Here is a 20,605-nt window from a genome sequence, read left to right on the forward strand (position 1 = left end):
CTCCGGCCCGAAGCCGGGGGCGCTTGCCGGGAGAAAAGATCAGGCGTCGACGTTGTCGTCTTCGAGCACGTCGATCAGCGAGTCGTCGTAGACGAGCTCGGCGACCGGGACCGACGAGGTGACCTCGATCTCGATCTCCGAGTGCGCGCCGCAGCCGTACTCGACGTTGACCACGTGCCCGTCCGCGGGCGCGATGTCGTTCGTGCAGACGCCGAACGCGCCGCGCAGCGAACCCGCGAGCGACACGTAGAACCCGCAGGTCCCGCACTGGCCAGGCGCGCTGCGCGCCATGTCCGACCGGGGTCCGTACTCGCCGCCGCGCCAGCGGGCGGCGGCGTCCTCGCGGCCGAACCGCGAGAGCACGTGCACCCGGCCGAGCCCGGTCTCCAGCGCGACCTCTTCGATGCCGGGGTCGTCGGAAGCCAGGTACGCCGGCGCCAGGCGCGGGTCATCCTTGTCGGTCGGGAAGATGTCGCCGACGCCGAGGTCGCCGGCGCGCACGCGGCGCTCCCACGGCACCCAGGCCGGGGCGACCAGCGCGTCGGGGCCGGGGATCAGCACGACCTCGCTGACGGTGACCGGCGCGTCGTCGACGTCGACCGTGGCGACCGTGACCGACCACTGCCAGCCGCGGTAACCAGGCACCTTGCCCTCGAAGAGGTGGCTGACCGCGACCGCGTCTTCGCGGGTGACCCCGACGTAGTCGCCGACCTGACCGGCCTCGGCCTCTTCGAGCGCGGCGGCACGCGCCGTCTCGACGGCTTCGGCCAGTTTCCTGTGCAACGATCCGTCGTCCAGGGTCAGCAGCAGGGTCATACGCCCAATTGTGCCGCACGCCGCCGGGCGCTCCATGTCAGGCTGTGCATGTGCGGAAGCTCATCTTCACGCCGTTGCTGGCGATAGCGCTCTGTGGTTGCGCGAACACCCCCGCGTCGAGTGTGGACACCGGGCCGCAGCGCCTGCGTCCGGAGATCGTCAGGGTGCTGCCCCACGACGTCACGGCGTTCACCGAAGGCCTCGAATTCGCCGGGAACACCCTGTTCGAGGGCACCGGGCTGGAGAAGAAGTCGATCGTGCAGGCAGGCCCGGCCGGCGAGGCGCCCACGGTGAAGGCCGCGCTCGCGCCGGAGATCTTCGGCGAGGGCATCACCGTGCTCGGGCCCAAACTGTGGCAGCTGACCTGGCGCAACGGGTTCGCCATCGAGCGCGACACGGCCACGCTCGCCGAGCTGCGCCGGGTGCCGTACCAGGGCGAGGGCTGGGGCCTGTGTCACCAGAAGGACCGGTTGGTGATGAGCAACGGCTCGGACACGCTGACCTTCCGCGACCCGGTGACCTTCGCCGTCACCGGCACCGTCCGCGTCGGCCAGAACCAGCTCAACGAGCTCGAGTGCGTCGGCGACGACGTCTACGTCAACGTGTGGCAGACCGACCGGATCCTGCGGTTCAACCTGCCGACCGCCAAGGTCACCGGCACCATTGACGCTTCGGGCCTGCTGACGGCGGGCGAGCGGACCACCTCGGACGTGCTCAACGGCATCGCGGCGGTACCCGGTTCCGACCGGTTTGTACTGACCGGGAAGCTGTGGCCGAAGATGTTCGAGGTGAGGTTCGTCCCGAACCCCTGAATAAACCCCGGTATCCCCTTGTAAACGCGCGGTACCGGGCCGGACTAAGGCAGGATTGACAGCGTGACTCGTTTCGGTTCCCAGCACCCGCCCGCCGATGGCGCGGGCAGCGGGCGCGCGGGCCGCAAACGCAAGCGGAAGTGGACCCCGGAGCCGGGCGCCCCGCAGGCCAAGCCGTGGCAGCAGGCGGCGGCCCAGCCCGCTCCGCCGCCGCCACCGGCGCCCGCGCCGCCGAGGAGCCGGTTCTACGACGACGCGCCGCGTCAGTACCAGCCGACGGCCGACGACGCGCCGACCGGCGCGGTCCCGGTGCAGACGCCGCCCGCCCACCAGCCGCGGGGCGCGCGCCCGTATCCGCCGGATCCGGCGCGGCGTACCGAGCCGATGTACGACCACTACGACACCAACGGCTACTCGGGCGAACCTCGCGAAGAACCGCAGGTCAACAGCGCTCAAAGTGCGCACAGGACCGAGGCCGTCGCCGGCGCGCTGCCCCGGATGCCCAAGAAACTCACCGTCACGCGGGTCGCGGCGCTGCGCAGCCGCCAGCTGACCGGGCAGGCGGTCGACGCCTTCCACCGCGCGACCAAGGCCGACGGCGCCGACAAGTCCGGCCTGTCCGCGCTGACGTACGCGGTCATGCTCAACTACGCCAGCGACGCCGCCATGGCGATCGCGCTGGCCAACACACTGTTCTTCGCCGCGACCAGCGGTGAGAGCAAGGGCAAGGTCGCGCTCTACCTGCTGATCACCATCGCGCCGTTCGCGCTGGTCGCGCCCGTGATCGGGCCCGCGCTCGACAAGATCCAGCGCGGACGGCGGCTCGCGATGTGCGTCTCGTCGGCGGGTCAGGCGCTGATGGCCGTGATCATGGCGCTGCACTTCGACGACTGGGGCCTGTACCCGGCCGCGCTCGGGATGATGGTGCTGTCGAAGTCGTTCACCGTGCTCAAGGCGGCGGTCACGCCACGCGTGCTGCCACCGGAGATCACCCTGTCCAAGACCAACGCGCGGCTGACCGTGTTCGGTCTGATCGCCGCCGGTGGCGCTGGCGCGATCGCCAGCGGGGTGAACAGCCTCTTCGGCTCGTCCGGCGCGCTGTGGCTCACCGCGCTGATCTGCGTCGCGGCCGCCGTGCAGTCGATGCGGATCCCGGCGTGGGTCGAGGTGACCGAGGGCGAGGTCCCGGCGGTGCTCGGCGCGCACCCGGAGCGCAAGCGCAAGAAGAGCAGGCAGCCGATGGGCCGCCAGATCGTGCTTTCGCTGTGGGGCAACGGTTCCGTGCGCGTGCTGACCGGGTTCCTGATGATGTTCTCCGCGTTCGCCATCAAGGCGCAGGCGGAGGAGACGCACCAGACCCCGTTCATGCAGCTGCTGCTGCTCGGCGTGATCGGACTGGCCGCCGGTGTCGGCGGGTTCCTCGGCAACGCGCTGGGCTCACGGATGACCTTCGGCAAACCCGATCAGGTGATCTTGGGTTGCGTCGGCGGCGCGTTCGGCGCGGCCTTGCTCGCGACGATCCTGCCGGGACTCGCGACCGCGGCCGTCGTCGGTCTCGTCGGCGCGACCGCGAGCGCGCTGGCCAAGATCAGCCTCGACGCGGTCATCCAGGAGGACCTGCCCGAGGAGTCGCGGGCGTCGGCGTTCGGCCGCTCGGAGACCGTGCTGCAGCTCGCGTGGTGCTTCGGCGGCGCGGTCGGGCTGCTGCTCCCGCCGACGTTCTGGATCGGCTTCCTGGTGCTGACGCTGCTGCTGGCGATCGGCCTGGTGCAGACCTTCCTGGTGCACCGCGGCACCTCGCTGATCCCCGGGCTCGGCGGCGACCGGCCGCTGCGCGCGGCGCCGGTCCAGCACGCCGCTCCGGGGGGACCCGCACCGCGCCCATGGCGCGACTCGTAGGGTTGGCGACCATGCGGCGTTCTGCGATGGTGGCTTCTCTTGCGGCCGGTGCGGCCCTGCTCACGGGCTGCTCCGCCCCCGGTGAGCCCGAGGTGACGTTCTTCGCCGACGGCAAGACCATCCGGACGGAGCCGACCGTGCACTGCGACATCTTCAGCGGCACCTGCACGCAGAGCCAGGCCAACCCGGCCAGCTTGAAAGCCCGGCCGGGCAAGCCCGTTCAGATCTCGGTGCCCGCCGAGATCGCGGCAACGCCGTGGCGCGTCGTCATCGTCTACGCGAACTCGAAAGGCGAGCTCCAGCCCGCCATCGAGAAGCACTTCAGCAGCGACGAGCAGTACGCGTTCACCGCGAGCACGCCGAACCCCGGCGACCAGATCCTCGGCATCGAGGTGCAGCAGCCCGCCCCGGCCGTCGATCAGGGCAGGCTGGTCGTCGAAGAGGACGGCACGCCCGTGCTGGTCATGCGGGCCTTCTGGTCACTGCAGATCGAATCCGCTGTTTAGGGATCGATGTCCCGCGCGACCGCGCGCATGATCTCGGCGATCTGCTTGGTGTACTTGCGGTCCGGGTAGCGGTTGCGGCGCAGGTCCGGCTGCACCTTGAGCTCGAGCAGCTTGATCATGTCCTCGATCAGGCCGTGCAGCTCCTCGGCGGGGCGGCGCCTGGCTTCGGCCACCGACGGCGGCGGGTCGAGCAGGCGCACCGACAGCGCCTGCGGGCCGCGCCTGCCGTCCGCGACGCCGAACTCGAGCCGCTGACCGGCCTTGAGCCCCTCGACGCCCTGCGGTAGCGCGGCCTTGCGGATGTACACGTCGTCGCCACCATCCTGCGTGACGAAGCCGAATCCCTTCTCCGCGTCGTACCACTTGACCTTGCCGGTCGGCACTGCCCTCACCCATTCCTTCTCTGTTCACGACGAACGCGCCCCGGGGCGTACCCAGGGCGCGCGTCTCATAAGCCTATCTCGCCACACACCGTGGGGTGAAGCTGATACCTGCGGTTACCCTCGGCGGCATGGGAAAGTCGTTCCTGATGCGCCTCGGCATCGGCCTCTTCGCGATCGGCATGCTCGCCGTGTTCGCCGTTTTCATCATGTTCGCGGCCGGCCTGCAGAACCTGCCGATCTGGTTGAGCGCGGCCGCGGGTGTCATCACCCCGCTGGGCCTGGGACTTGGGCTTATCGCGTTAGTGCGGGAGGCTCGCCGCAAAGCTTGAGAACCAGGCGGGGAACTCGTCGAGGGTGTCGAACACCACGTCGGCACCCGCCGCTTGGAGCTCGGCACGCGAGCACGGTCCACTGACGACGGCGATGCCGGGGATGCCCGCGGTCAGCGCGCCGCGCATGTCCCCCACGTGGTCACCCACATAGGCGACGGCCCCGTGTTCGGTGAGCGCGGCGGCCTTCTCCGTCGACCAGAGTTCGCCGACGAGCTCGTCCACTTCGAACCCGAGCGCCTTGACGTGCAGCCAGGCGTTGCGGCCGAACTTCCCGGTGACGACCAGCGTGCGCCCGCCCGCCGCGCGGACGGCCTTGAGCGCCTCGGCCGCGCCGGGCAGCGCGACCGTCTGCGGCACGACGATGTCGGGATACATCTCGCGGAACCGGTCGACCAGCTCGTCGATCCGGTCCTCCGGCGCGCCCGAATCGCGCAGCACGTGCTGCAGTGGCGGCCCGAGGTTGGCGGCGAAGTGATCGCCGTCGATCTCGACGCCGCGTTCGGCGCCGAGCGCGTACATCACCGCGCTCATGCCCGGTCTCGGGTCGATCAGCGTCATGTCCAGGTCGAAGCCCACGGTAATCCCCATGACTGCCACGTTAGCCGTTGTACAGACTTCCTGAGAACGTCAACGGCCTTGACATATTTCGAATGAGTGTCAAGCTGGAGATGTGGCGGAGATCACCAGCTTCACCGAGCGGACCAAAGCCTCTCTGCGTGAGGCCCTGCTGGACGCGGCGACCGAGCTGCTGCCGGAGAAGGGCTACGCCGCGCTGCGCATGGCGGACGTGGCCGCGCGGGTGGGTGTCAGCCGCCAGACCGTCTACAACGAGTTCGGCAACAAGGCCTCGCTGACGCGGGCGGTCGCGCTGCGCACGACGTCCGAGTTCCTCGAGGGGATCAAACGGCGCGTGGAGAACGCGGACGACCTGATCACCGCCATCGGGCTGGCCGTGCGGTTCACCATCGAACACGCGCGGGAGAACAAGCTGGTCGCGGCGGCGCTCGGCACCGGGGAGGACCTGCTCCCGCTGCTGACCACCAAGGGCGAGCCGGTGCTGTCGGCGGCCGTCGCGCTGGCCGAGCAGCAGTACGTCGAGTTCGAGCCCTCGCTCGCCCCAGGGGCGGCGGCGCTGCTGGCGGAGACGGTCGTCCGCCTGTCGCTGAGCCATCTCGTGCTCCAGACGCATTCCGCCGCCGAAGCGGCCGAGTCGGTGTGCGCCGTCATCACACCGGCTGTCCACGCGTTCACGACGAAGTGAAAGGCCTGCCATGACCGAAATCCTGTCCGAGCGGCGCACCGGCTTCAGCTCATTGCAGCGCGGCGGCCTCAACTGGGAGTCGTTCCCGCTGCGGCTGTTTTCCAAGGGCAACAAGAAGTTCTGGAACCCGGCCGACATCGACTTCTCCCACGACCGCGAAGGCTTGGACTCGCTGACCTCGGAGCAGCAGCGCTCAGTGCGCTACCTGGTCGCGCAGTTCATCGCCGGCGAGGAAGCCGTCACCGAGGACATCCAGCCGTTCATGAAGGCCATGTCCGCGACCGGCCGCTTCGGCGACGAGATGTACCTGACCCAGTTCGCCTTCGAGGAGGCGAAGCACGTCCAGGTGTTCCGGCTGTGGATGGACGCCGTCGGCCTGACCGAGGACCTGCACCCGTACGTCGCCGAAAATCCCCACTACCGCAAGCTTTTCTACGAAGAGCTGCCGGAGTCGCTCGGCCTGCTCGAGTCGGATCCCAGCCCCCTCAACCAGATCCGCGCGTCGGTGACGTACAACCACGTCGTCGAAGGCAGCCTGGCGCTGACCGGTTACTACGCCTGGCAGAAGATCTGCACCGAGCAGAACATCCTGCCCGGCATGCAGGAACTGGTCCGCCGCATCGGCGACGACGAGCGCCGCCACATGGCATGGGGCACCTTCACCTGCCGCCGCCACGTCGCCGCCGACGACACGATGTGGGAGGCCGTGCACCAGCGCATGGGCGAGCTGCTGCCGATCGCGCTGGCGATGATCCAGTGGACCGACGACCAGTTCGACGAGCAGCCCTTCGACAACGACGCCCAGGAGCTGATCCAGTACGCGGCCGACCGCGCGCAGCGCCGCCTCGGCGCCATCGAGTCGGCGCGCGGCATGCCGGTCGAGAAGATCGACCTCGACTACTCGCCGGAGCACCTGGAGGAGACCTTCGGCGAGGAGGACGCCCGAGCCTTCGCCGAAGCCGCCAAGACCTCGTGACCCAGGGTCGTGAGTGGTATGGCCGGTTAGAACCGGCTGTACCACTCACGACACCAGGAGGTGGGTGGCCGCCAGTGCTTGCCAGGGGTGCCACCTCGCCGACGGCCCGTCGAGCGGGAACGCCGTGCGGCACCCGAGCCGGTAGGCGATGCGGTTCGCCCGCTCCGGGCCGACACCGGGCAGCGCGGCGATTTCGTCCACAGTGGACCCGTGGTCGACCGAGGCCAGTTCCCCTTCGGGCGGCGGGAAAGTGCGCGTGAGCCCGCCGGGAAGGCCGGGCACCGGCGTACCGCGCGCGACGAACTCCGCCAAGTCGTCGCCCAGCACGACCTGCGTCGCGATCTCGTAGCCGCTCCACGCTCCCGGCACGGACAGTCCGGGCCGCGCGCGGACCAGTGGTCCCAGCGTCGGATCCACGCTCAACGCGGCGGCGCCCGCCGAGTGGTCGGCGTCGAGGCCGACGATCCGGGCGGCCCTGTCGACCACGTGGATCAGGTCCTCCCAGTACGGCAGGTGCGCGCGCAGCAGCAGATGATCCGGGCCGCCCGCGGAGATCTCCAGCAGCCCCGGCGCGTCGTTGACCGTGATCGTCCGCCGATAGGTGCCGTCCTCGACGGACTCGACGCCGGGGATCGCCCAGCGGGCCAGCAGTCCGAGCATCGCCGTCCAGTCGTAGCCCGGCAGGAACGGCAGGCGCAGCGCGAGCCCGCCGTCGGCGACGAGGCGGTCGGCGCGGCGCCTGCGCTCACGCAGATCGGTCGGCGCGGCGCGGAAGACCTCCCGCATGGTCCGGTTGAACTGCCGCAGGCTCCCGAAGCCCGACGCGAACGCCACGTCCAGCACGGTCAGGTCGCTGTCGTCGAGCAGGCGCCTGGCGAAATGCGCGCGCCGTGACCGGGCGAGCTGGTCCGGGCTCGCGCCCAGGTGGTGCAGGAAAAGCCGCCGCAGGTGCCGTGCGGACAGCCCGACCCGCTCGGCGAGCGCGGACTCGGTGCCGTCGTGGTCGAGCGCGCCGCCGATGATCAGCTGGACCGCCCGGCACACCAGCGCGGGCGCGTCCGAGCCGACCGGGCCCGCCACCCGGTACGGGCGGCACCGCAGGCAGGCGCGGAAGCCCGCCGCCTCGGCCGCGGCCGCGTGCTCGAAGGTGATGTTGTTGCGCGGTAACGGCTTCGCGCCGCACCCCGGCCGGCAGTAGATGCCGGTGGTGAGAACGGCGGAATACGTGGTCACCGCTCAGGTATACGCGATCGGGGGCGCGGGCACCGGTCATATCCGGACATCGGCGCGTGTCCGGATATGACCGGACACCGCACCGCCGGTCGGCGAAGCTTGTCCCCGTCACCGACGAAACGAGGAGTTTCCTTTGCTCACCAAGGTTTTCCCCATCCATCTCAAGGACGGCAAGCAGGCAGAAGCCGAGGCCATCGTGGCCGAGTTCGCGCCTCGAGGCCCCGGCGCCGAGGCGGGCACGTTGTCGTTCCGCGTCTACCGCGACCCGGCCAAGCCCGACTACCTGCTGTTCGTCGAGCACTTCGCCGACCAAGCCGCCTACGACGCGCACACTGGTTCCGAGGCCTACCGGAGCCTGATCGCGGGGCGGTTCGCCGACACGATCGTCGAGTTCGTCGAGCTCGACCACGAACTGCTCGTCGAGCTCTGATGCAGGCCTTTTCCGCGCTGCACCGGGCGGGCGCCCCGCTGCTGCTGCCCAACGCGTGGGACGTCGCGTCGGCCGTCGTGATCGCCGACGCCGGGGCCGCCGCGATCGCCACCACCAGCGCCGGTGTCGCGTGGTCGCTGGGTGTGCCGGACGGCGCCGACCTGGGCGCCGACCGCGTGGCCGAGGTCGTCGGGCGCATCGTGTCGGCCGTGGGCGTGCCCGTTTCGGCGGACATCGAGGGCGGGTACGCCGACGTCGCGGCCACGACGACGGCGGTGATCGAAGCGGGCGCCTCCGGCGTCAACCTGGAAGACGGCACCCGTGAGCCCGCCGAGCAGGCCGACCGCCTGTCCGCCGCCCGCGCGGCGGCGGACGAGCTCGGCGACGCGATCTGGCTCAACGCCCGCACGGACCTGTTCCTGGCAGGGCCCGGCTCGGTCGACGAAGCACTCGCCAGGGCCGAGCGTTATGCCGAGGCAGGCGCGGACAGCCTGTTCGTGCCCGGCCTGACCGACCTCGGCGCCATCACCGAACTCGCGAACGGCCCGCTGCCGCTCGCGGTGATGGTCCAGTACGGCGCTCCCACGGTCGCCGAACTGACCGCGGCGGGTGTGGTCCGGATCAGCCTCGGCTCGGCGATCGCCCAGGCCGCCTACGGCCTCGCCGCCCGCGCGACCACCGAGCTGCTCAAGGCGGGCACCTACCCCGCGACTCGCGAAGGCTTCCCCTACGACGCGATGAACCGGCTGCTCGGGTAGCCGGGGGTCGTGAGTGGTACGGCCGGTTCTAACCGGCGAAAACACTCACGACCCTCAGGCGTGCTTGGCGTTGAGAAGGTCTTGCAGGCCAAGGAGTTCGACGGCCCGCTCGCGCATCTCGACCTTGCGGACCTTGCCGGTGACGGTCATCGGGAACTCGTCGACCACGTGCACGTAGCGCGGGATCTTGTAGTGGGCCAGTTTTCCGGCGCAGAATTCGCGCACCGCCTCGGTGGTCAGCGGGGTCGCGCCGTCCTTCATCCGCACCCAGGCCATGAGCTCTTCGCCGTACTTGGCGTCGGGCACGCCGATCACCTGGGCGTCCAAGACGTCGGGGTGCGTGTAGAGGAACTCCTCGATTTCGCGTGGATAAAGGTTTTCGCCGCCGCGGATGACCATGTCCTTGATCCGGCCGGTGATGTTGACGTAGCCCTCGTCGTCCATGATCGCCAGGTCGCCGGTGTGCATCCAGCGTGCCGCGTCGATGGCCTCGGCGGTCTTGTCCGGCTGCTCCCAGTACCCGAGCATCACCGAATAGCCGCGCGTGCACAGCTCGCCGGGCTCGCCGCGCGGGGTGGTCAGGCCGGTTTCGGGGTCGACGACCTTGACCTCCAGATGCGGCCCGACGCGGCCGACGGTCGACACGCGGCGGTCGACCGAATCGTCGGCGCGTGTCTGCGTCGAGACCGGCGAGGTCTCGGTCATGCCGTAGCAGATCGACACCTCCGCCATGCCCATCCGCTCGATGACCTGCTTCATCACCTCGACCGGGCAGGGCGAGCCCGCCATGATGCCGGTGCGCAGCGAAGACAGGTCGAAGGAGTCGAAGTCCGGGTCGGCCAGTTCGGCGATGAACATCGTCGGCACGCCGTAGAGCGAGGTGCACTTCTCGGCGGCGACGGCTTCGAGTGTCGCCTTCGGCTCGAACGACGGCGCCGGGATCACCATGCAGGCGCCGTGCGTGGTCGCCGCGAGGTTGCCCATGACCATGCCGAAGCAGTGGTAGAAGGGAACCGGGATGCAGACGCGGTCGTTTTCGGTGTAGTTGCAGAGTTCACCGACGAAGAAGCCGTTGTTCAGGATGTTGTGGTGGCTGAGCGTCGCGCCCTTCGGGAAGCCCGTGGTGCCCGAGGTGTACTGGATGTTGATCGGGTCGTCCGCGCTGAGCGAGACTTCGATCGAGCCCGTCCTTTCCTTGTCCAGCAAGGATTTCCAGGCGTCCGAGCCCAGCAGCACGACGTGTTCGAGCGCGGCGCACTTCGGCCGCGCCTGCTCGATCATGCCCGCGTAGTCCGAGGTCTTGAAGCTCTCGGCGGCGACGATCAGCCGGATACCGGCCTGGTTCAGCACGTACTCCAGCTCGTGCGACCGGTACGCCGGGTTGATGTTCACCAGTATCGCGCCGATCTTGGCGGTCGCGTACTGGGTGAACGTCCACTCGGCACAGTTCGGCGCCCAGATGCCGACCCGGTCGCCCTTGCGGATGCCGAGCTCGTGCAGGCCGAGCGCGAGCGCGTCGACCTCGGCGGCCAGCTCGGCGTAGGTCCACCGCCTGCCCGAAGCCCGGTCGACCAGCGCATCCCGGCCGGGAAACGCCGCGGCCGTGCGGGCGAAGTTGTCGCCGATGGTGTCGCCGAGCAGCGGGACCTCCGAGATCCCTGACGCGTAGCTCGGCACGGCGGGTGCTTCGGGCATGACGAACGCCTCCTCACGGGTCGACCCACCGAGTCTAGGAACGACCCGGCCGTTCGGCCACCCGCACGTGGAGACCTGTCAGATCCCCGCGATGGGCCTCAGACGCCACCGATGCTGCGGCGCAGGGTGCTGGTCCATCGCGTGGTGCCCGCCCAGACGATCACGGAGTTGCCGGTGCAGTTGTCGTTCTCCCAGATGCGCTGCGCGAAGACCGTGCGGTTTTCGATCGTGTCGTAAACCGCGGTCCGGTGGCATTCACCCGGCATGACCGACGACCACGAATCGACCAGCGTGCCGTTGTAGTAGACGCAGTTCGCGCCGTCCCAGCAGTTGACCGCGGTGGCTCCCGCCGAAGCGGGCGCGGCCGACACCCCGGCTGCCACGATCGCCAGCGAAACGGCGGCGACGAGTGTGCTTTTCTTTGCCATATCCGAAGAATTCGTCGGCTCCCGGTTCAGCGCAAGACTTTTCAGCCCAGCCTGAAATGGCAGCGCGGCGACAGCGCCGTCTCGCAATCTCATGGCATGGACAACAAGATCAAAGCCGCCACCGCGGCCGTATTCGCCATGGCCGGAGTGCTCGCGGGGCCGATCACCGCGGCTTCGGCGAGCGCGCCCATCCCCGGCAGGGACTGCCAGTTCCTGTCCATCAAGCGCGATCCCCAGGCGCAGGCCATCGCCAACTGCAACCGGCTCGACGACGGGTTCACCCAGTACCGCGTGGTGGTCGAATGCGCGGACGGGCATCAGCACATGGGCAACTGGGCGCCGCCGCACCGGATCTCCACCGCCAGGTGCCCGGCGAACACCTGGATGACCAGCAACGGCCCGTTCATCACCCAGGTTTGATCCCGGAGGCGCCCCTGCCGGCGAGTTCGCCGGCAGGGGCGTCCGGCATCAGACCTTGACCCACAGGATCCAGTAGTTGCTGCGCGGCTTTTCCTCGCACCAGGCTTCGGTCCACCAGCGGTAGTAGTGGTCGGCTTCGGCCTCGCACGCGGCGCCGGTGCCGAAGGTCCCCTTGATCGTCCAATCGGTCGCCGAAGCGGCTGCCGCGCCTGCCGTCATGATCGTCCCGGCGACGGCGAGCGTGGCCCCGATCTTCCCCAGTTTCTGCATCATGGGCCCGATCCTCACATGCTCACCCGTAGCGCGTCGCCCCTTTCGAGCACACGTGAAACGCAACCCCGCCGCGCGGCTTCGCCAATCTCGTGTAAGCCTGGGCGCGGCCGTTGACTGCGACTTTTACTCCGTGTTTACCTCAAGTTAGGAAAGTTCCCTAACTAATGCTTCGACACAACGGAGTCGAGGAGCGCACATGAAACGGAGAACACCGCTGGCAGGCGCCGCCATCGCGGCGGTCGTCCTGCTGGGCCAGCTGACGACCGCGCCGGGCGCGCCCGCGGCGGCGGAAACCCTGCTTTCGACGGGCAAGCCGACCTCCACCTCATCGGTCGAGAGCAGCGGTTTCGAAGGCGGACGCGCCGTCGACGGCGACGCGTCGACCCGCTGGGCCAGTGAAGAAGGCGTTGACCCGCAATGGATCGCCGTCGATCTCGGCAGCCGGATGGCCATCACCAGGGTCAAGCTGAGCTGGGAAGCCGCCTACGCCAAGACCTACAAGATCCAAGGCTCGGCCGACGGCACGACCTGGCAGGACATCAAGTCGGTCACCGGCGGCAACGGCGCGATCGACGAGTACACCGGCCTGACCGCGTTCGCACGCCATGTCCGCGTGCACGGCACCGCACGCGGCACCACGTACGGCTACTCGTTGTTCGAACTGGAGGTCTACGGTTCGAATCCGGGTGGCGGCGAGACCGAACCGCCCACGGTGCCGACCGGACTGATCGCGACCGCCACCACGACGGACAGCGTTTCGCTGAGCTGGAACGCGTCGACCGACAACGTCGCCGTCACCGGTTACGACGTGCTCCGCGACGGGGTCGTCGTCGGGACGCCCACCGGGACCACGTACACCGACAGCGGGCTGGCCTCCGGCCTCGAATTCGCTTACACAGTGCGGGCGAAGGACGCGGCAGGCAACAACTCCGCGGCGAGCGCCGTACTCAAGGCGTCGACCAAACCGGGCGGCTCCGGGACGATCACCCTCACCATCGCCGGTGACATCGCCAACCCGGAGATGTTCTCCACGCACGAGCAGACCGCGGCCCAGATCGCCAAGATCAATCCGCAGTACGTGCTGACGGTCGGCGACAACCAGTACCACAAGGGCACGCTCGCCGAGTACCGCGCGCATTACGACAAGACCTGGGGCAAGTTCAAGAGCATCACCAGGCCCACCATCGGCAACCACGAGTGGGACGACCAGCTCAAGGGCTACAAGTCGTACTTCGGCGCGATCGCGTATCCGCAAGGCCTGCCGTACTACAGCTACGACGTCGGCGACTTCCACTTCGTCGCGATGGACTCGAACCCGATCTACACCGGTGGCGGTTCCGAGCAGGTGGCCTGGCTGCGCCAGGACCTGGCGAAGAACACCAAGGCCTGTGTCGTCGGCTACTGGCACCACCCTCGGTTCAACTCAGGGCACGCGGGTGACCAGAAAAGCATCGCGCCACTGTGGAACGAACTCGAAAAGGTCAAGGCGGACATGGTGTTCACCGGTCACGACCACCACTACGAGCGGACGAAGCCGCTGGACACGAGCGGCCACGTCAATGAGGCCAACGGCATCCGCTCGGTCATGGTCGGCATCGGTGGCGACTACCTCTACTCGGACTACAAGGCACGCGAAGGCGTCGAGAAGATCTTCGCCAAGCACGGCGTGGTGAAGCTCGTGCTCAACGGCAAGTCCTACTCATGGGAGGTCATCGACACGAAGGGAGCGGTGCTGGACAAGGCGGGCCCGTACACCTGCCGGTGACCGCCGTGGTCCGGTGCCCGCAGTGGGCACCGGACCACGGTTTCTCAGTCCATCGGATGTTCCATCCAGACGTTGGCCTCGATGTAGCAACCGTGGTCGAGCGCCTTCGAAGCGACCACCGGCGCGATCCCGCCGGGGATGTGGTTCTCGCCCTCGACGAGTTCGACGCCGGTCCACTCGCGCCAGTCCGCGAACGTGCCGGTCAGCGTCACGGCGAACGGGCAGACCTTGATCACGCGCGCGCCGAGGCGTTCGTGGGTGCGCAGCCAGCGGTCGGCGAGCAGGCCGTCGGGGCGGCGGCGGGCCGCGTAGTCCGGCATCGGCGTGTCGGGTTCGTGCTCCTTGCCGATCGGGCGGACGGACACGATCAGCTTGCGCAGGCCGTCTTCGGCGGCGCGCGCCTTGAGCGCCTTGAGCATCGGCGCGGACAGGCCGGTGCCGCGCAGCTTCGGCGAGATGACGACTTCGAGCGCGCACAGCGCGGTGGGTTCGCGGGCGTCCATGACATCCTGCGCGGCCCACTGGATCGCTTCGTCCCAGCCGTGGTCGGGCAGTTCGGTGCGGCCTTCGGCGGGAAACGCGAGCGGGACCGAGAGCGCGCGGGCGATCGGGACGCCGTCGTCGTCGAGCGCGATGAGGAAATAGCGGCCCCACAAGCGAAGGAAGCGTTCGGCGGTGATCATCTTCCCACTGACGCCTTGGTAGATGAACTGGCCGCCGACATCGCCGAGATCGAGCGCGGCGTCACAAAGGTCAGGGCGGGAAGCTAGATCGACTACTCGCATGGGTTCAGTAAACCGCTACGTTCGAGTCATGCGCTTCTTTCTCGTCGACGCGTTCACCGGTGAGGCCTTCCGCGGCAACACCGCCGCCGTCGTGCTGCTCGACGGTCCCGCCGATCCGGCGTGGATGCAGTCGGTGGCCGCCGAGTTCAAGCACCCCGAGACCGCGTTCGCCGAACTCGGCGGGCGCGAGGTGCCGCTGCGGTGGTTCACCCCGAAGACCGAGGTCGAACTCTGCGGGCACGCCACCCTCGCCGCGGGCCATGTGCTGAAGGGCGAGCAGGAGTTCGACACGCTCAGCGGCACGCTGACCACCAAGTCCGACAACGGCTGGGTGTACATGGACTTCCCGGCCGACCCGCCGGAGGAGACCGGCGAGGACATCCCGCTCGACGTCACCGCCGAGTACGTCGGACGCGGTGTCTCGGACATCCTGGTGCAGGTCGCCGACACCGCCCGGCTTCGCGCGCTGGAGCCGGACTTCAAGGCGCTCGCCGCGCTCGAAACCAGGGCGATCATCGTGACCGCGCCCGGCGACAAGCCCGGCATCGACTTCGTGAGCCGCGTTTTCGCGCCCGCGGTCGGCATCGACGAGGACCCGGTGACAGGATCGGCGCACTGCACGCTGACCTCTTACTGGGCGCCCAAGCTCGGCAAGGAGCGGATGGTCGCCGAGCAGGCTTCGGAACGAGGCGGCATCGTGCGCGTCTCTCTAACGGAGAACGAATACCGCCTGCGCCTGGCCGGCCAGGCGGTCACGGTCGCGAGCGGGGAGTTACACGTCTGATGCGCTTCATCCTCAACATCATCTGGCTGGTCTTCTGCGGCTTCTGGATGGCCGTCGGGTACCTGGTCGCCGGCGTGATCTGCTGCGTCTTCATCATCACGATCCCGTTCGGGCTGGCCTCGTTCCGCATCGCGAACTACGCGCTGTGGCCGTTCGGGCGCACGGTCGTCGACCGGCGTGACGCGGGCGCCGCGTCGCTGCTCGGCAACCTGATCTGGGTGATCGTCGCGGGCATCTGGCTGGCGATCGGGCACCTGGTCACCGGCGCGCTCCTGTGCGTCACGATCATCGGCATCCCGATGGGCGTGGCCAACTTCAAGATGATCCCGGTCTCGCTGATGCCGCTGGGCAAGGAGATCGTGCCGCTGCCCTAGTCCTCGGGTTCGAAGGGGAGCTCGATCACCAGGCACGGTCCCCCGACGAAGAGCCCACCGTCGATGCCCAGCGCTTTCCCGCCCGCGTAGAGGTACGGCCCGTCCAGTTGCGCCGGGTGGATGCCCAGCTGGTCGGCGATGACGCTGTGGCCGTGCACGATCCGCGAACCGCCGAGAATGTCGAGCAGGCGCTGGGCGACTTCGGGTCCGTCCGGCCCGCGGAAGGCGTAGCGGGTGGTCATGCGGCGCCAAATGTCCCACCAGTCGGAGATGTCGTCGCCGGAGAGCACGGCGCGCCCCGAGAGGTTGATCTCCTCGATGTCGTCGCCCCAGTCGAGGTATTCGAGGGTGTCCGAATGCATCAGCAGGTGGTCGGCGGTGGTCGCGAGCAGCGGGCGCGAGGTGAGCCATTCGACGTGGGTGTCGGTGAGACGTTCCTGATCGGACAGCAGGCCGCCGTTGATCTCCCAGCTGCGCGCGAAACTGCGCGGGCCGAAGTCGGACGGGACCTCGGTGTCGCCGAAGTGGTACATCCCGAGCAGCAGGATCTCGTGGTTGCCGAGCAGGGTCTGCACCTGGCCGCCGCTGTCGTCGGCCTGCTCCTGTAGTTGCATCACCAGGTCGATCACACCGACGCCGTCCGGACCGCGGTCGACGAAGTCACCGAGGAACCACAGGTGGTCGTCCTCGCCCGACCAGTTGTCGGCGTCGTCGACGAGCCCCTCGACACGCAAGGCGTCAGCCAGCGCGTCGCGGTGCCCGTGGACGTCGCCCACGACGTAGGTGCTCATCTTGAGAAGATAGGCCTTCTCATGGCGTCACCGCTTGTCACTCGGTCCCAAACGGATCACGAGTACGCCCGATCAGGTCAGCGATCGAGTCGATGACCAGCGTCGGACGGTACGGGTAACGCTCGGCGGTCTCGCGCGTCGAAATGCCGGTGAGGGTCAGGATCGTCTGCAGCCCGGCCTCGATGCCCGAGTGGACGTCGGTGTCCATCCGGTCGCCGATCATCAGCGTGTTCTCCGAATGCGCGCCGAGCCTGCGCAGCGCCGAGCGCATCATCAGCGGGTTCGGCTTGCCGACGAAGTACGGCGAACGGCCGGTCGCCTTCTCGATCAGCGCGGCCACGGAGCCGGTCGCCGGCATCGAGCCTTCGAGGCTGGGGCCGGTGGCGTCCGGGTTGGTCGCGATGAACTTCGCGCCGTTGTCGATCAGCCGGATCGCGCGGGTTATCGCGGAGAAGCTGTACGTCCTGGTCTCGCCGAGCACGACGTAGTCGGGGTCGACCTCGGTCAGCACGTAGCCGACCTCGTGCAGCGCGGTCGTCAGGCCCGCCTCGCCGATCACGAACGCGGAGCCGTTCGGGCGCTGCGACGCGAGGAACTTCGCGGTCGCCAGCGCGGAGGTCCAGATGGCCTCCTCCGGGATGTCGATCCCGGTGCGTTCGAGGCGCGCGCGCAGGTCACGCGGGGTGTAGATGGAGTTGTTCGTGAGCACGAGGAACTTGATCTCGTTGGCACGCAGCTCGGCGAGGAACTCGTCCGCGCCGGGAATGAGGTGCTCCTCCTTCACCAGCACGCCGTCCATGTCGGTCAGGTAGGTCCACGTCATGACCACACCTTATGTGGCGGCGGCCGGATGTACCGAGACCGTGGTGGCCTTGATCGACAAGGTCACCGCCGAACCCGGTTCGAGATCGAGGTCGGCGACCGCCGCCGGGGTCAGATCGGCGGTGAGACCCTGTGCCCAGCCGTCGCCGGTGACCCGCAGGCGGACCACCGGGCCGTGTGGTTCGAGCGCGGCGACCACGGCGTGCGTGGTGTTGCGTGGACTACCGGCGTGCTCTTGCGGATACACCGCCACCGCGCTGGGCGCGAACACCGCGACCGCGGGTTCGCCGTCCGCGACCTCGGTGGGAATTCCCGCGATCAGGTGACCGGAAGGGGTACGCAGACCGTCCGCCGTGGCCGTGCCGCTGACCAGGTTCAGCCCGGCGATCCGGGCGGTGAACCCGGTGCGCGGCGCGGCGAGCACCGCGCGGGTCGCGCCGCGCTCGACGATCCGGCCGCTGTCCAGCACGGCCACCTGGTCGGCGAGCGCGAGCGCGTCGAGCGGATCGTGCGTGACCAGCACGGTCGTCGGGCCGTCGCGGAGCACCCGGCGCAGCAGGCCGCGGATCGCGGGCGCGGCGTCGACGTCCAGCGCGGCGAACGGCTCGTCGAGCAACAGCAGGTCGGGCTCGCTCGCGAGCACGCGCGCGACGGCGACGCGTTGCTGCTGGCCGCCGGAAAGCCGCGACGGCTTGCGGTCGGCGAGCGCGAGCGCGTCCACTTCGGCCAGCCAGTGCCGCGCGGTCGCGCGGGCGTCGTCACGGCTCGCGCCCCGCGAACGCGGCGCGAAGGCCACGTTGTCCACAACGGACAGGTGCGGGAAGAGCAGTGGATCCTGGGCCAGCAGGCCGATCCGGCGGTCGTGCGGTGGCAGCCCGGCGAGCGCGCGCCCGTTCAGCTCGATGGCGGCCGAGCGCGGGTCGAGCAGCCCGGTCAGGCAGCTGAGCACAGTGGACTTGCCGGAGCCGTTGGGCCCGAGCAGCGCGAGCACGTGCCCGTCGGCGACCTCGAAGTCGACCGACAGCGCGAAGGCGCCTCTGACCAGCTCGATCTCAGCCCGCAGCATCGAGCGCCTTCGGCCTGGCGACCGCGATCACCGCGACGGCGACCACGATCAGCAGCAACGCGAGCGCGACCGCGCTGTCGATGTCGACCTCCGCCTGCTGGTAGACCTCCAGCGGCAGCGTTCTCGTCACATCCTCCAAACTGCCTGCGAACGTGATGGTCGCGCCGAACTCACCCAACGCGCGCGCGAAGCTCAGCACGACGCCCGAACCGAGCGCGGGCAGCAGCAGCGGGATGGTCACGCGGCGGAACACCGTCCACGGTTTCGCGCCGAGCGTCGACGCGACGCGCTCGTACCGGTCGCCCGCGTTGCGCAGCGCGCCTTCGAGGCTGACCACCAGGAACGGCATCGCGACGAACGTCTGCGCGATCACGACCGCGGCCGTCGTGAACGGCACCTGTATCCCGGCCAGATCCAGCACGTACCCCAGAAAACCCTTACGCCCCAGCAAATACAGCAGCGCCAGCCCGCCGACGACCGGCGGCAGCACCAGCGGCAGCAGCACGATCGCGCGCAGCACCCGGATCCCCTTGATCCCGGACCGCGCGAGCACCACCGCCAGCGGAACCCCCAGCACGACGCACACCACGGTCGACAGACCCGCCGTCACCAGCGACAACCGCAACGCGTGCAACGACGACGGCGTCACCAGCAACGACGGCAACCGGCTCAGATCCGACCGGGCCAGCAACCCCACCACGGGCAGCACGACCAGCGCCAGCGCCACCCCGGCCGGCAGCCACAAGATCTTGGGCAGTCGTGAGTGTTCCCGACGGTTAGAACCGTCGGGAACACTCACGACTCCACTAGGGAGCGCCAAACCCGGCCTTCGTCAGCTCGGGACGGCCACCGCCCAGGATGTAGTCGTTGAACGCCTTGGCCAGGTCGGCCTGGCCGCCCTTGATCGCGGCGATCGGGTAGTTGTTGATCGCGCCGGAGGACTCGGGGAAGTCCACCTTGTCGACCTTGGCCGCGGCCGTGGTCGCGTCGGTGACGTAGACGAGGCCCGCGTCGGCGTCGCCGGACTGGACCTTGGCGAGCACCGCCTTGACGTCCTGCTCCTCGCTGACCGGCTTCACATCGACCTTGGTGGCCGTCTCGACCTTCTGCTCCGCCGCGCCGCACGGCACCTGCGGCGCGCACACGACGACCTTCAGCCCGTCCTTGACGAGGTCACCGAAACCCGTGATCGCCTTGGGATTCCCCTTGGCCACCGCGATGGTCAGCTTGTTGGTGGCGAAGACGACCGGCTGCCCGTCGATCACCCCACCCTTGACGCCTTTGTCCATATTGGCCTGATCGGCCGACGCGAACACGTCCGCCTTCGCGCCCTGGGTCAGCTGCTGCACCAAAGCGGACGAACCGGCGAAGTTGAACTTGACGGTGACACCGGGGTGCGCCGCCTCGAACTGCTTGCCCAGCGCGGTGAACGACTCCGTCAGCGAGGCGGCCGCGAACACGGTCAGCGTCTTCGCCTCCGGCGCCTGGCTCTGGTTGCCTGCGGGCGCCGGGTCCGACCCGCAGGCCGTGGCCAGCAGCGCGACGGCGGAAAGAACAGCGGCGGTTCTCATCGGTACCCCTCCGGGGTTTCCACGACGACCGTGGTCGCCTTGACGACGGCGACCGCGAGCACACCGGGCGCCAGCCCCAGCTCGCGGACGGCCTCTGAGCTCATCAGTGACACCAGCCTGTGCCCGCCGGCCTGCAGCTCGACCTGCGCCATCACCTTGTCGGTGATGACCTCGGTGACGAGCCCGACGAACCGGTTGCGCGCCGAACGGCCGACGGCGGACGGGTCATCCGGCTGCTCCGCCTGCGATCGTGCGAAGGCGGCCAGTTCCGCACCGTCGACGACCTTGCGGCCGGAGCCGTCTTCGCCGGCGGTCAGCTGTCCGCCGCGGACCCAGCGGCGGACGGTGTCATCGCTGACCCCGAGCAGGCGGGCAGCCTCGGATAACCGGAATTGCGGCATGCGGGAAACATTATCTCCGCAGAT

General features: G+C 69.1%; 26 protein-coding genes. 12 read left to right on the forward strand and 14 right to left on the reverse strand.

All coding sequences use genetic code 11. The features are described 5' to 3' along the window. Nucleotides 1-39: 39 nt before the first annotated feature. Nucleotides 40-816, reverse strand: a complete 777-nt coding sequence (locus AB5J62_RS38335) for a DUF3027 domain-containing protein (protein ID WP_370944932.1) — start codon at nucleotides 814-816, stop codon at nucleotides 40-42. Between the two features lie 50 nt (nucleotides 817-866). Between AB5J62_RS38335 and AB5J62_RS38340 the strand changes: the two genes are divergently transcribed. From AB5J62_RS38340 to AB5J62_RS38350, 3 genes are all read left to right on the forward strand, one after another. After that, complete coding sequence (locus tag AB5J62_RS38340; protein ID WP_370944933.1) at nucleotides 867-1,628, forward strand: glutaminyl-peptide cyclotransferase; 762 nt, start codon at nucleotides 867-869, stop codon at nucleotides 1,626-1,628. Between the two features lie 63 nt (nucleotides 1,629-1,691). After that, complete coding sequence (locus AB5J62_RS38345) at nucleotides 1,692-3,527, forward strand: MFS transporter (protein ID WP_370944934.1); 1,836 nt, start codon at nucleotides 1,692-1,694, stop codon at nucleotides 3,525-3,527. Nucleotides 3,528-3,538: 11 nt separating this feature from the next. Further along, complete coding sequence (locus tag AB5J62_RS38350; protein WP_370944935.1) at nucleotides 3,539-4,033, forward strand: DUF2771 family protein; 495 nt, start codon at nucleotides 3,539-3,541, stop codon at nucleotides 4,031-4,033. Here the strand turns inward: AB5J62_RS38350 and AB5J62_RS38355 are convergent. Continuing rightward, the gene (locus AB5J62_RS38355; protein WP_091288062.1) at nucleotides 4,030-4,416 is read right to left on the reverse strand and encodes a cold-shock protein; all 387 of its coding nucleotides are present in this window, start codon (nucleotides 4,414-4,416) and stop codon (nucleotides 4,030-4,032) included. The two genes, AB5J62_RS38350 and AB5J62_RS38355, sit on opposite strands and share 4 nt — an antisense overlap. A gap of 128 nt (nucleotides 4,417-4,544) precedes the next feature. Between AB5J62_RS38355 and AB5J62_RS38360 the strand changes: the two genes are divergently transcribed. Beyond that, on the forward strand, nucleotides 4,545-4,745 hold the full coding sequence (locus AB5J62_RS38360; protein WP_091288063.1) for a hypothetical protein: 201 nt from the start codon (nucleotides 4,545-4,547) through the stop codon (nucleotides 4,743-4,745). On the opposite strand, the gene AB5J62_RS38365 is transcribed toward AB5J62_RS38360, so the two are convergent. Further along, complete coding sequence (locus AB5J62_RS38365) at nucleotides 4,716-5,336, reverse strand: HAD family hydrolase (protein ID WP_370944936.1); 621 nt, start codon at nucleotides 5,334-5,336, stop codon at nucleotides 4,716-4,718. The two genes, AB5J62_RS38360 and AB5J62_RS38365, sit on opposite strands and share 30 nt — an antisense overlap. A gap of 82 nt (nucleotides 5,337-5,418) precedes the next feature. Here AB5J62_RS38365 and AB5J62_RS38370 point away from each other — a divergent pair, with 82 nt between their 5' ends. Continuing rightward, a complete protein-coding gene (locus tag AB5J62_RS38370; RefSeq protein ID WP_370944937.1) occupies nucleotides 5,419-6,009 on the forward strand; it encodes a TetR family transcriptional regulator in 591 nt (196 codons plus the stop codon). 10 nt (nucleotides 6,010-6,019) lie between these two features. After that, complete coding sequence (locus tag AB5J62_RS38375; protein ID WP_370944938.1) at nucleotides 6,020-6,985, forward strand: R2-like ligand-binding oxidase; 966 nt, start codon at nucleotides 6,020-6,022, stop codon at nucleotides 6,983-6,985. 45 nt (nucleotides 6,986-7,030) lie between these two features. Here AB5J62_RS38375 and AB5J62_RS38380 read toward each other — a convergent pair whose 3' ends face one another. Continuing rightward, nucleotides 7,031-8,218, reverse strand: coding sequence for an AlkA N-terminal domain-containing protein (locus tag AB5J62_RS38380; protein WP_370944939.1), 1,188 nt, complete (start codon nucleotides 8,216-8,218; stop codon nucleotides 7,031-7,033). 133 nt (nucleotides 8,219-8,351) lie between these two features. Here AB5J62_RS38380 and AB5J62_RS38385 point away from each other — a divergent pair, with 133 nt between their 5' ends. After that, a complete protein-coding gene (locus tag AB5J62_RS38385; RefSeq protein WP_370944940.1) occupies nucleotides 8,352-8,648 on the forward strand; it encodes a putative quinol monooxygenase in 297 nt (98 codons plus the stop codon). Beyond that, the gene (locus tag AB5J62_RS38390) at nucleotides 8,648-9,406 is read left to right on the forward strand and encodes an isocitrate lyase/phosphoenolpyruvate mutase family protein (protein ID WP_370944941.1); all 759 of its coding nucleotides are present in this window, start codon (nucleotides 8,648-8,650) and stop codon (nucleotides 9,404-9,406) included. The genes AB5J62_RS38385 and AB5J62_RS38390 overlap by 1 nt, the downstream gene beginning before the upstream one ends. 54 nt (nucleotides 9,407-9,460) lie before the next feature. On the opposite strand, the gene AB5J62_RS38395 is transcribed toward AB5J62_RS38390, so the two are convergent. Next, on the reverse strand, nucleotides 9,461-11,101 hold the full coding sequence (locus tag AB5J62_RS38395; RefSeq protein WP_370944942.1) for an AMP-binding protein: 1,641 nt from the start codon (nucleotides 11,099-11,101) through the stop codon (nucleotides 9,461-9,463). 98 nt (nucleotides 11,102-11,199) lie between these two features. Next, nucleotides 11,200-11,529 carry a hypothetical protein gene (locus AB5J62_RS38400; protein WP_370944943.1) on the reverse strand — a complete coding sequence of 110 codons (330 nt, stop codon included), beginning with the start codon at nucleotides 11,527-11,529 and terminating at the stop codon, nucleotides 11,200-11,202. Between the two features lie 96 nt (nucleotides 11,530-11,625). Between AB5J62_RS38400 and AB5J62_RS38405 the strand changes: the two genes are divergently transcribed. After that, the gene (locus tag AB5J62_RS38405) at nucleotides 11,626-11,949 is read left to right on the forward strand and encodes a hypothetical protein (protein WP_370944944.1); all 324 of its coding nucleotides are present in this window, start codon (nucleotides 11,626-11,628) and stop codon (nucleotides 11,947-11,949) included. Between the two features lie 48 nt (nucleotides 11,950-11,997). Here the strand turns inward: AB5J62_RS38405 and AB5J62_RS38410 are convergent, their stop codons facing one another. After that, nucleotides 11,998-12,222, reverse strand: coding sequence for a hypothetical protein (locus AB5J62_RS38410; protein ID WP_370944945.1), 225 nt, complete (start codon nucleotides 12,220-12,222; stop codon nucleotides 11,998-12,000). A gap of 196 nt (nucleotides 12,223-12,418) precedes the next feature. Here AB5J62_RS38410 and AB5J62_RS38415 point away from each other — a divergent pair, with 196 nt between their 5' ends. After that, a complete protein-coding gene (locus tag AB5J62_RS38415; protein ID WP_370944946.1) occupies nucleotides 12,419-13,987 on the forward strand; it encodes a discoidin domain-containing protein in 1,569 nt (522 codons plus the stop codon). A gap of 44 nt (nucleotides 13,988-14,031) precedes the next feature. On the opposite strand, the gene AB5J62_RS38420 is transcribed toward AB5J62_RS38415, so the two are convergent. Next, entirely contained in the window at nucleotides 14,032-14,772 is a 741-nt protein-coding gene (locus AB5J62_RS38420) for a Long-chain-fatty-acid--CoA ligase (protein ID WP_370944947.1), read from the reverse strand. Between the two features lie 28 nt (nucleotides 14,773-14,800). Here AB5J62_RS38420 and AB5J62_RS38425 point away from each other — a divergent pair, with 28 nt between their 5' ends. Together AB5J62_RS38425 and AB5J62_RS38430 are read left to right on the forward strand one after the other, a co-directional pair. After that, entirely contained in the window at nucleotides 14,801-15,556 is a 756-nt protein-coding gene (locus AB5J62_RS38425; protein WP_370944948.1) for a PhzF family phenazine biosynthesis protein, read from the forward strand. Next, nucleotides 15,556-15,930 carry a YccF domain-containing protein gene (locus tag AB5J62_RS38430; RefSeq protein WP_370944949.1) on the forward strand — a complete coding sequence of 125 codons (375 nt, stop codon included), beginning with the start codon at nucleotides 15,556-15,558 and terminating at the stop codon, nucleotides 15,928-15,930. The genes AB5J62_RS38425 and AB5J62_RS38430 overlap by 1 nt, the downstream gene beginning before the upstream one ends. Here AB5J62_RS38430 and AB5J62_RS38435 read toward each other — a convergent pair. The 6 genes from AB5J62_RS38435 to AB5J62_RS38460 are packed head-to-tail and all read right to left on the reverse strand — an operon-like array spanning nucleotide 15,927 to nucleotide 20,581. Next, the gene (locus AB5J62_RS38435) at nucleotides 15,927-16,721 is read right to left on the reverse strand and encodes a metallophosphoesterase (protein WP_370944950.1); all 795 of its coding nucleotides are present in this window, start codon (nucleotides 16,719-16,721) and stop codon (nucleotides 15,927-15,929) included. The genes AB5J62_RS38430 and AB5J62_RS38435 overlap by 4 nt on opposite strands. 37 nt (nucleotides 16,722-16,758) lie before the next feature. Further along, a complete protein-coding gene (locus tag AB5J62_RS38440) occupies nucleotides 16,759-17,544 on the reverse strand; it encodes an HAD-IIA family hydrolase (protein WP_091288075.1) in 786 nt (261 codons plus the stop codon). A 9-nt stretch (nucleotides 17,545-17,553) separates the two neighbouring features. After that, nucleotides 17,554-18,609 (reverse strand): sulfate/molybdate ABC transporter ATP-binding protein, encoded by a 1,056-nt coding sequence (locus AB5J62_RS38445; RefSeq protein ID WP_370944951.1) that lies wholly within the window; start codon nucleotides 18,607-18,609, stop codon nucleotides 17,554-17,556. Then, nucleotides 18,596-19,366 carry an ABC transporter permease gene (locus tag AB5J62_RS38450; protein ID WP_370950451.1) on the reverse strand — a complete coding sequence of 257 codons (771 nt, stop codon included), beginning with the start codon at nucleotides 19,364-19,366 and terminating at the stop codon, nucleotides 18,596-18,598. The genes AB5J62_RS38445 and AB5J62_RS38450 overlap by 14 nt, the downstream gene beginning before the upstream one ends. A gap of 49 nt (nucleotides 19,367-19,415) precedes the next feature. Then, nucleotides 19,416-20,180 (reverse strand): molybdate ABC transporter substrate-binding protein, encoded by a 765-nt coding sequence (gene modA / locus AB5J62_RS38455; protein ID WP_370944952.1) that lies wholly within the window; start codon nucleotides 20,178-20,180, stop codon nucleotides 19,416-19,418. After that, nucleotides 20,177-20,581 carry a molybdopterin-binding protein gene (locus AB5J62_RS38460; RefSeq protein WP_370944953.1) on the reverse strand — a complete coding sequence of 135 codons (405 nt, stop codon included), beginning with the start codon at nucleotides 20,579-20,581 and terminating at the stop codon, nucleotides 20,177-20,179. Before AB5J62_RS38460 ends, modA begins: the two co-directional genes overlap by 4 nt. Between the last annotated feature and the right edge of the window lie 24 nt (nucleotides 20,582-20,605).

Source organism: Amycolatopsis sp. cg5 (assembly GCF_041346955.1).
GTDB lineage: Bacteria > Actinomycetota > Actinomycetes > Mycobacteriales > Pseudonocardiaceae > Amycolatopsis.

What these genes read in the sequence shown, in the direction of transcription:
- AB5J62_RS38395 (WP_370944942.1), bottom strand. Translation starts at nt 11,101, where the DNA reads ATGCCCGAAGCACCCGCCGTGCCGAGCTACGCGTCAGGGATCTCGGAG.
- AB5J62_RS38405 (WP_370944944.1), top strand. Translation starts at nt 11,626, where the DNA reads ATGGACAACAAGATCAAAGCCGCCACCGCGGCCGTATTCGCCATGGCC.
- AB5J62_RS38435 (WP_370944950.1), bottom strand. Translation starts at nt 16,721, where the DNA reads ATGAGCACCTACGTCGTGGGCGACGTCCACGGGCACCGCGACGCGCTG.
- AB5J62_RS38390 (WP_370944941.1), top strand. Translation starts at nt 8,648, where the DNA reads ATGCAGGCCTTTTCCGCGCTGCACCGGGCGGGCGCCCCGCTGCTGCTG.
- AB5J62_RS38360 (WP_091288063.1), top strand. Translation starts at nt 4,545, where the DNA reads ATGGGAAAGTCGTTCCTGATGCGCCTCGGCATCGGCCTCTTCGCGATC.
- AB5J62_RS38410 (WP_370944945.1), bottom strand. Translation starts at nt 12,222, where the DNA reads ATGATGCAGAAACTGGGGAAGATCGGGGCCACGCTCGCCGTCGCCGGG.
- AB5J62_RS38400 (WP_370944943.1), bottom strand. Translation starts at nt 11,529, where the DNA reads ATGGCAAAGAAAAGCACACTCGTCGCCGCCGTTTCGCTGGCGATCGTG.
- modA (WP_370944952.1), bottom strand. Translation starts at nt 20,180, where the DNA reads ATGAGAACCGCCGCTGTTCTTTCCGCCGTCGCGCTGCTGGCCACGGCC.
- AB5J62_RS38460 (WP_370944953.1), bottom strand. Translation starts at nt 20,581, where the DNA reads ATGCCGCAATTCCGGTTATCCGAGGCTGCCCGCCTGCTCGGGGTCAGC.
- AB5J62_RS38420 (WP_370944947.1), bottom strand. Translation starts at nt 14,772, where the DNA reads ATGCGAGTAGTCGATCTAGCTTCCCGCCCTGACCTTTGTGACGCCGCG.
- AB5J62_RS38440 (WP_091288075.1), bottom strand. Translation starts at nt 17,544, where the DNA reads ATGACGTGGACCTACCTGACCGACATGGACGGCGTGCTGGTGAAGGAG.
- AB5J62_RS38350 (WP_370944935.1), top strand. Translation starts at nt 3,539, where the DNA reads ATGCGGCGTTCTGCGATGGTGGCTTCTCTTGCGGCCGGTGCGGCCCTG.
- AB5J62_RS38335 (WP_370944932.1), bottom strand. Translation starts at nt 816, where the DNA reads ATGACCCTGCTGCTGACCCTGGACGACGGATCGTTGCACAGGAAACTG.
- AB5J62_RS38445 (WP_370944951.1), bottom strand. Translation starts at nt 18,609, where the DNA reads ATGCTGCGGGCTGAGATCGAGCTGGTCAGAGGCGCCTTCGCGCTGTCG.
- AB5J62_RS38415 (WP_370944946.1), top strand. Translation starts at nt 12,419, where the DNA reads ATGAAACGGAGAACACCGCTGGCAGGCGCCGCCATCGCGGCGGTCGTC.
- AB5J62_RS38430 (WP_370944949.1), top strand. Translation starts at nt 15,556, where the DNA reads ATGCGCTTCATCCTCAACATCATCTGGCTGGTCTTCTGCGGCTTCTGG.
- AB5J62_RS38375 (WP_370944938.1), top strand. Translation starts at nt 6,020, where the DNA reads ATGACCGAAATCCTGTCCGAGCGGCGCACCGGCTTCAGCTCATTGCAG.
- AB5J62_RS38365 (WP_370944936.1), bottom strand. Translation starts at nt 5,336, where the DNA reads ATGGGGATTACCGTGGGCTTCGACCTGGACATGACGCTGATCGACCCG.
- AB5J62_RS38425 (WP_370944948.1), top strand. Translation starts at nt 14,801, where the DNA reads ATGCGCTTCTTTCTCGTCGACGCGTTCACCGGTGAGGCCTTCCGCGGC.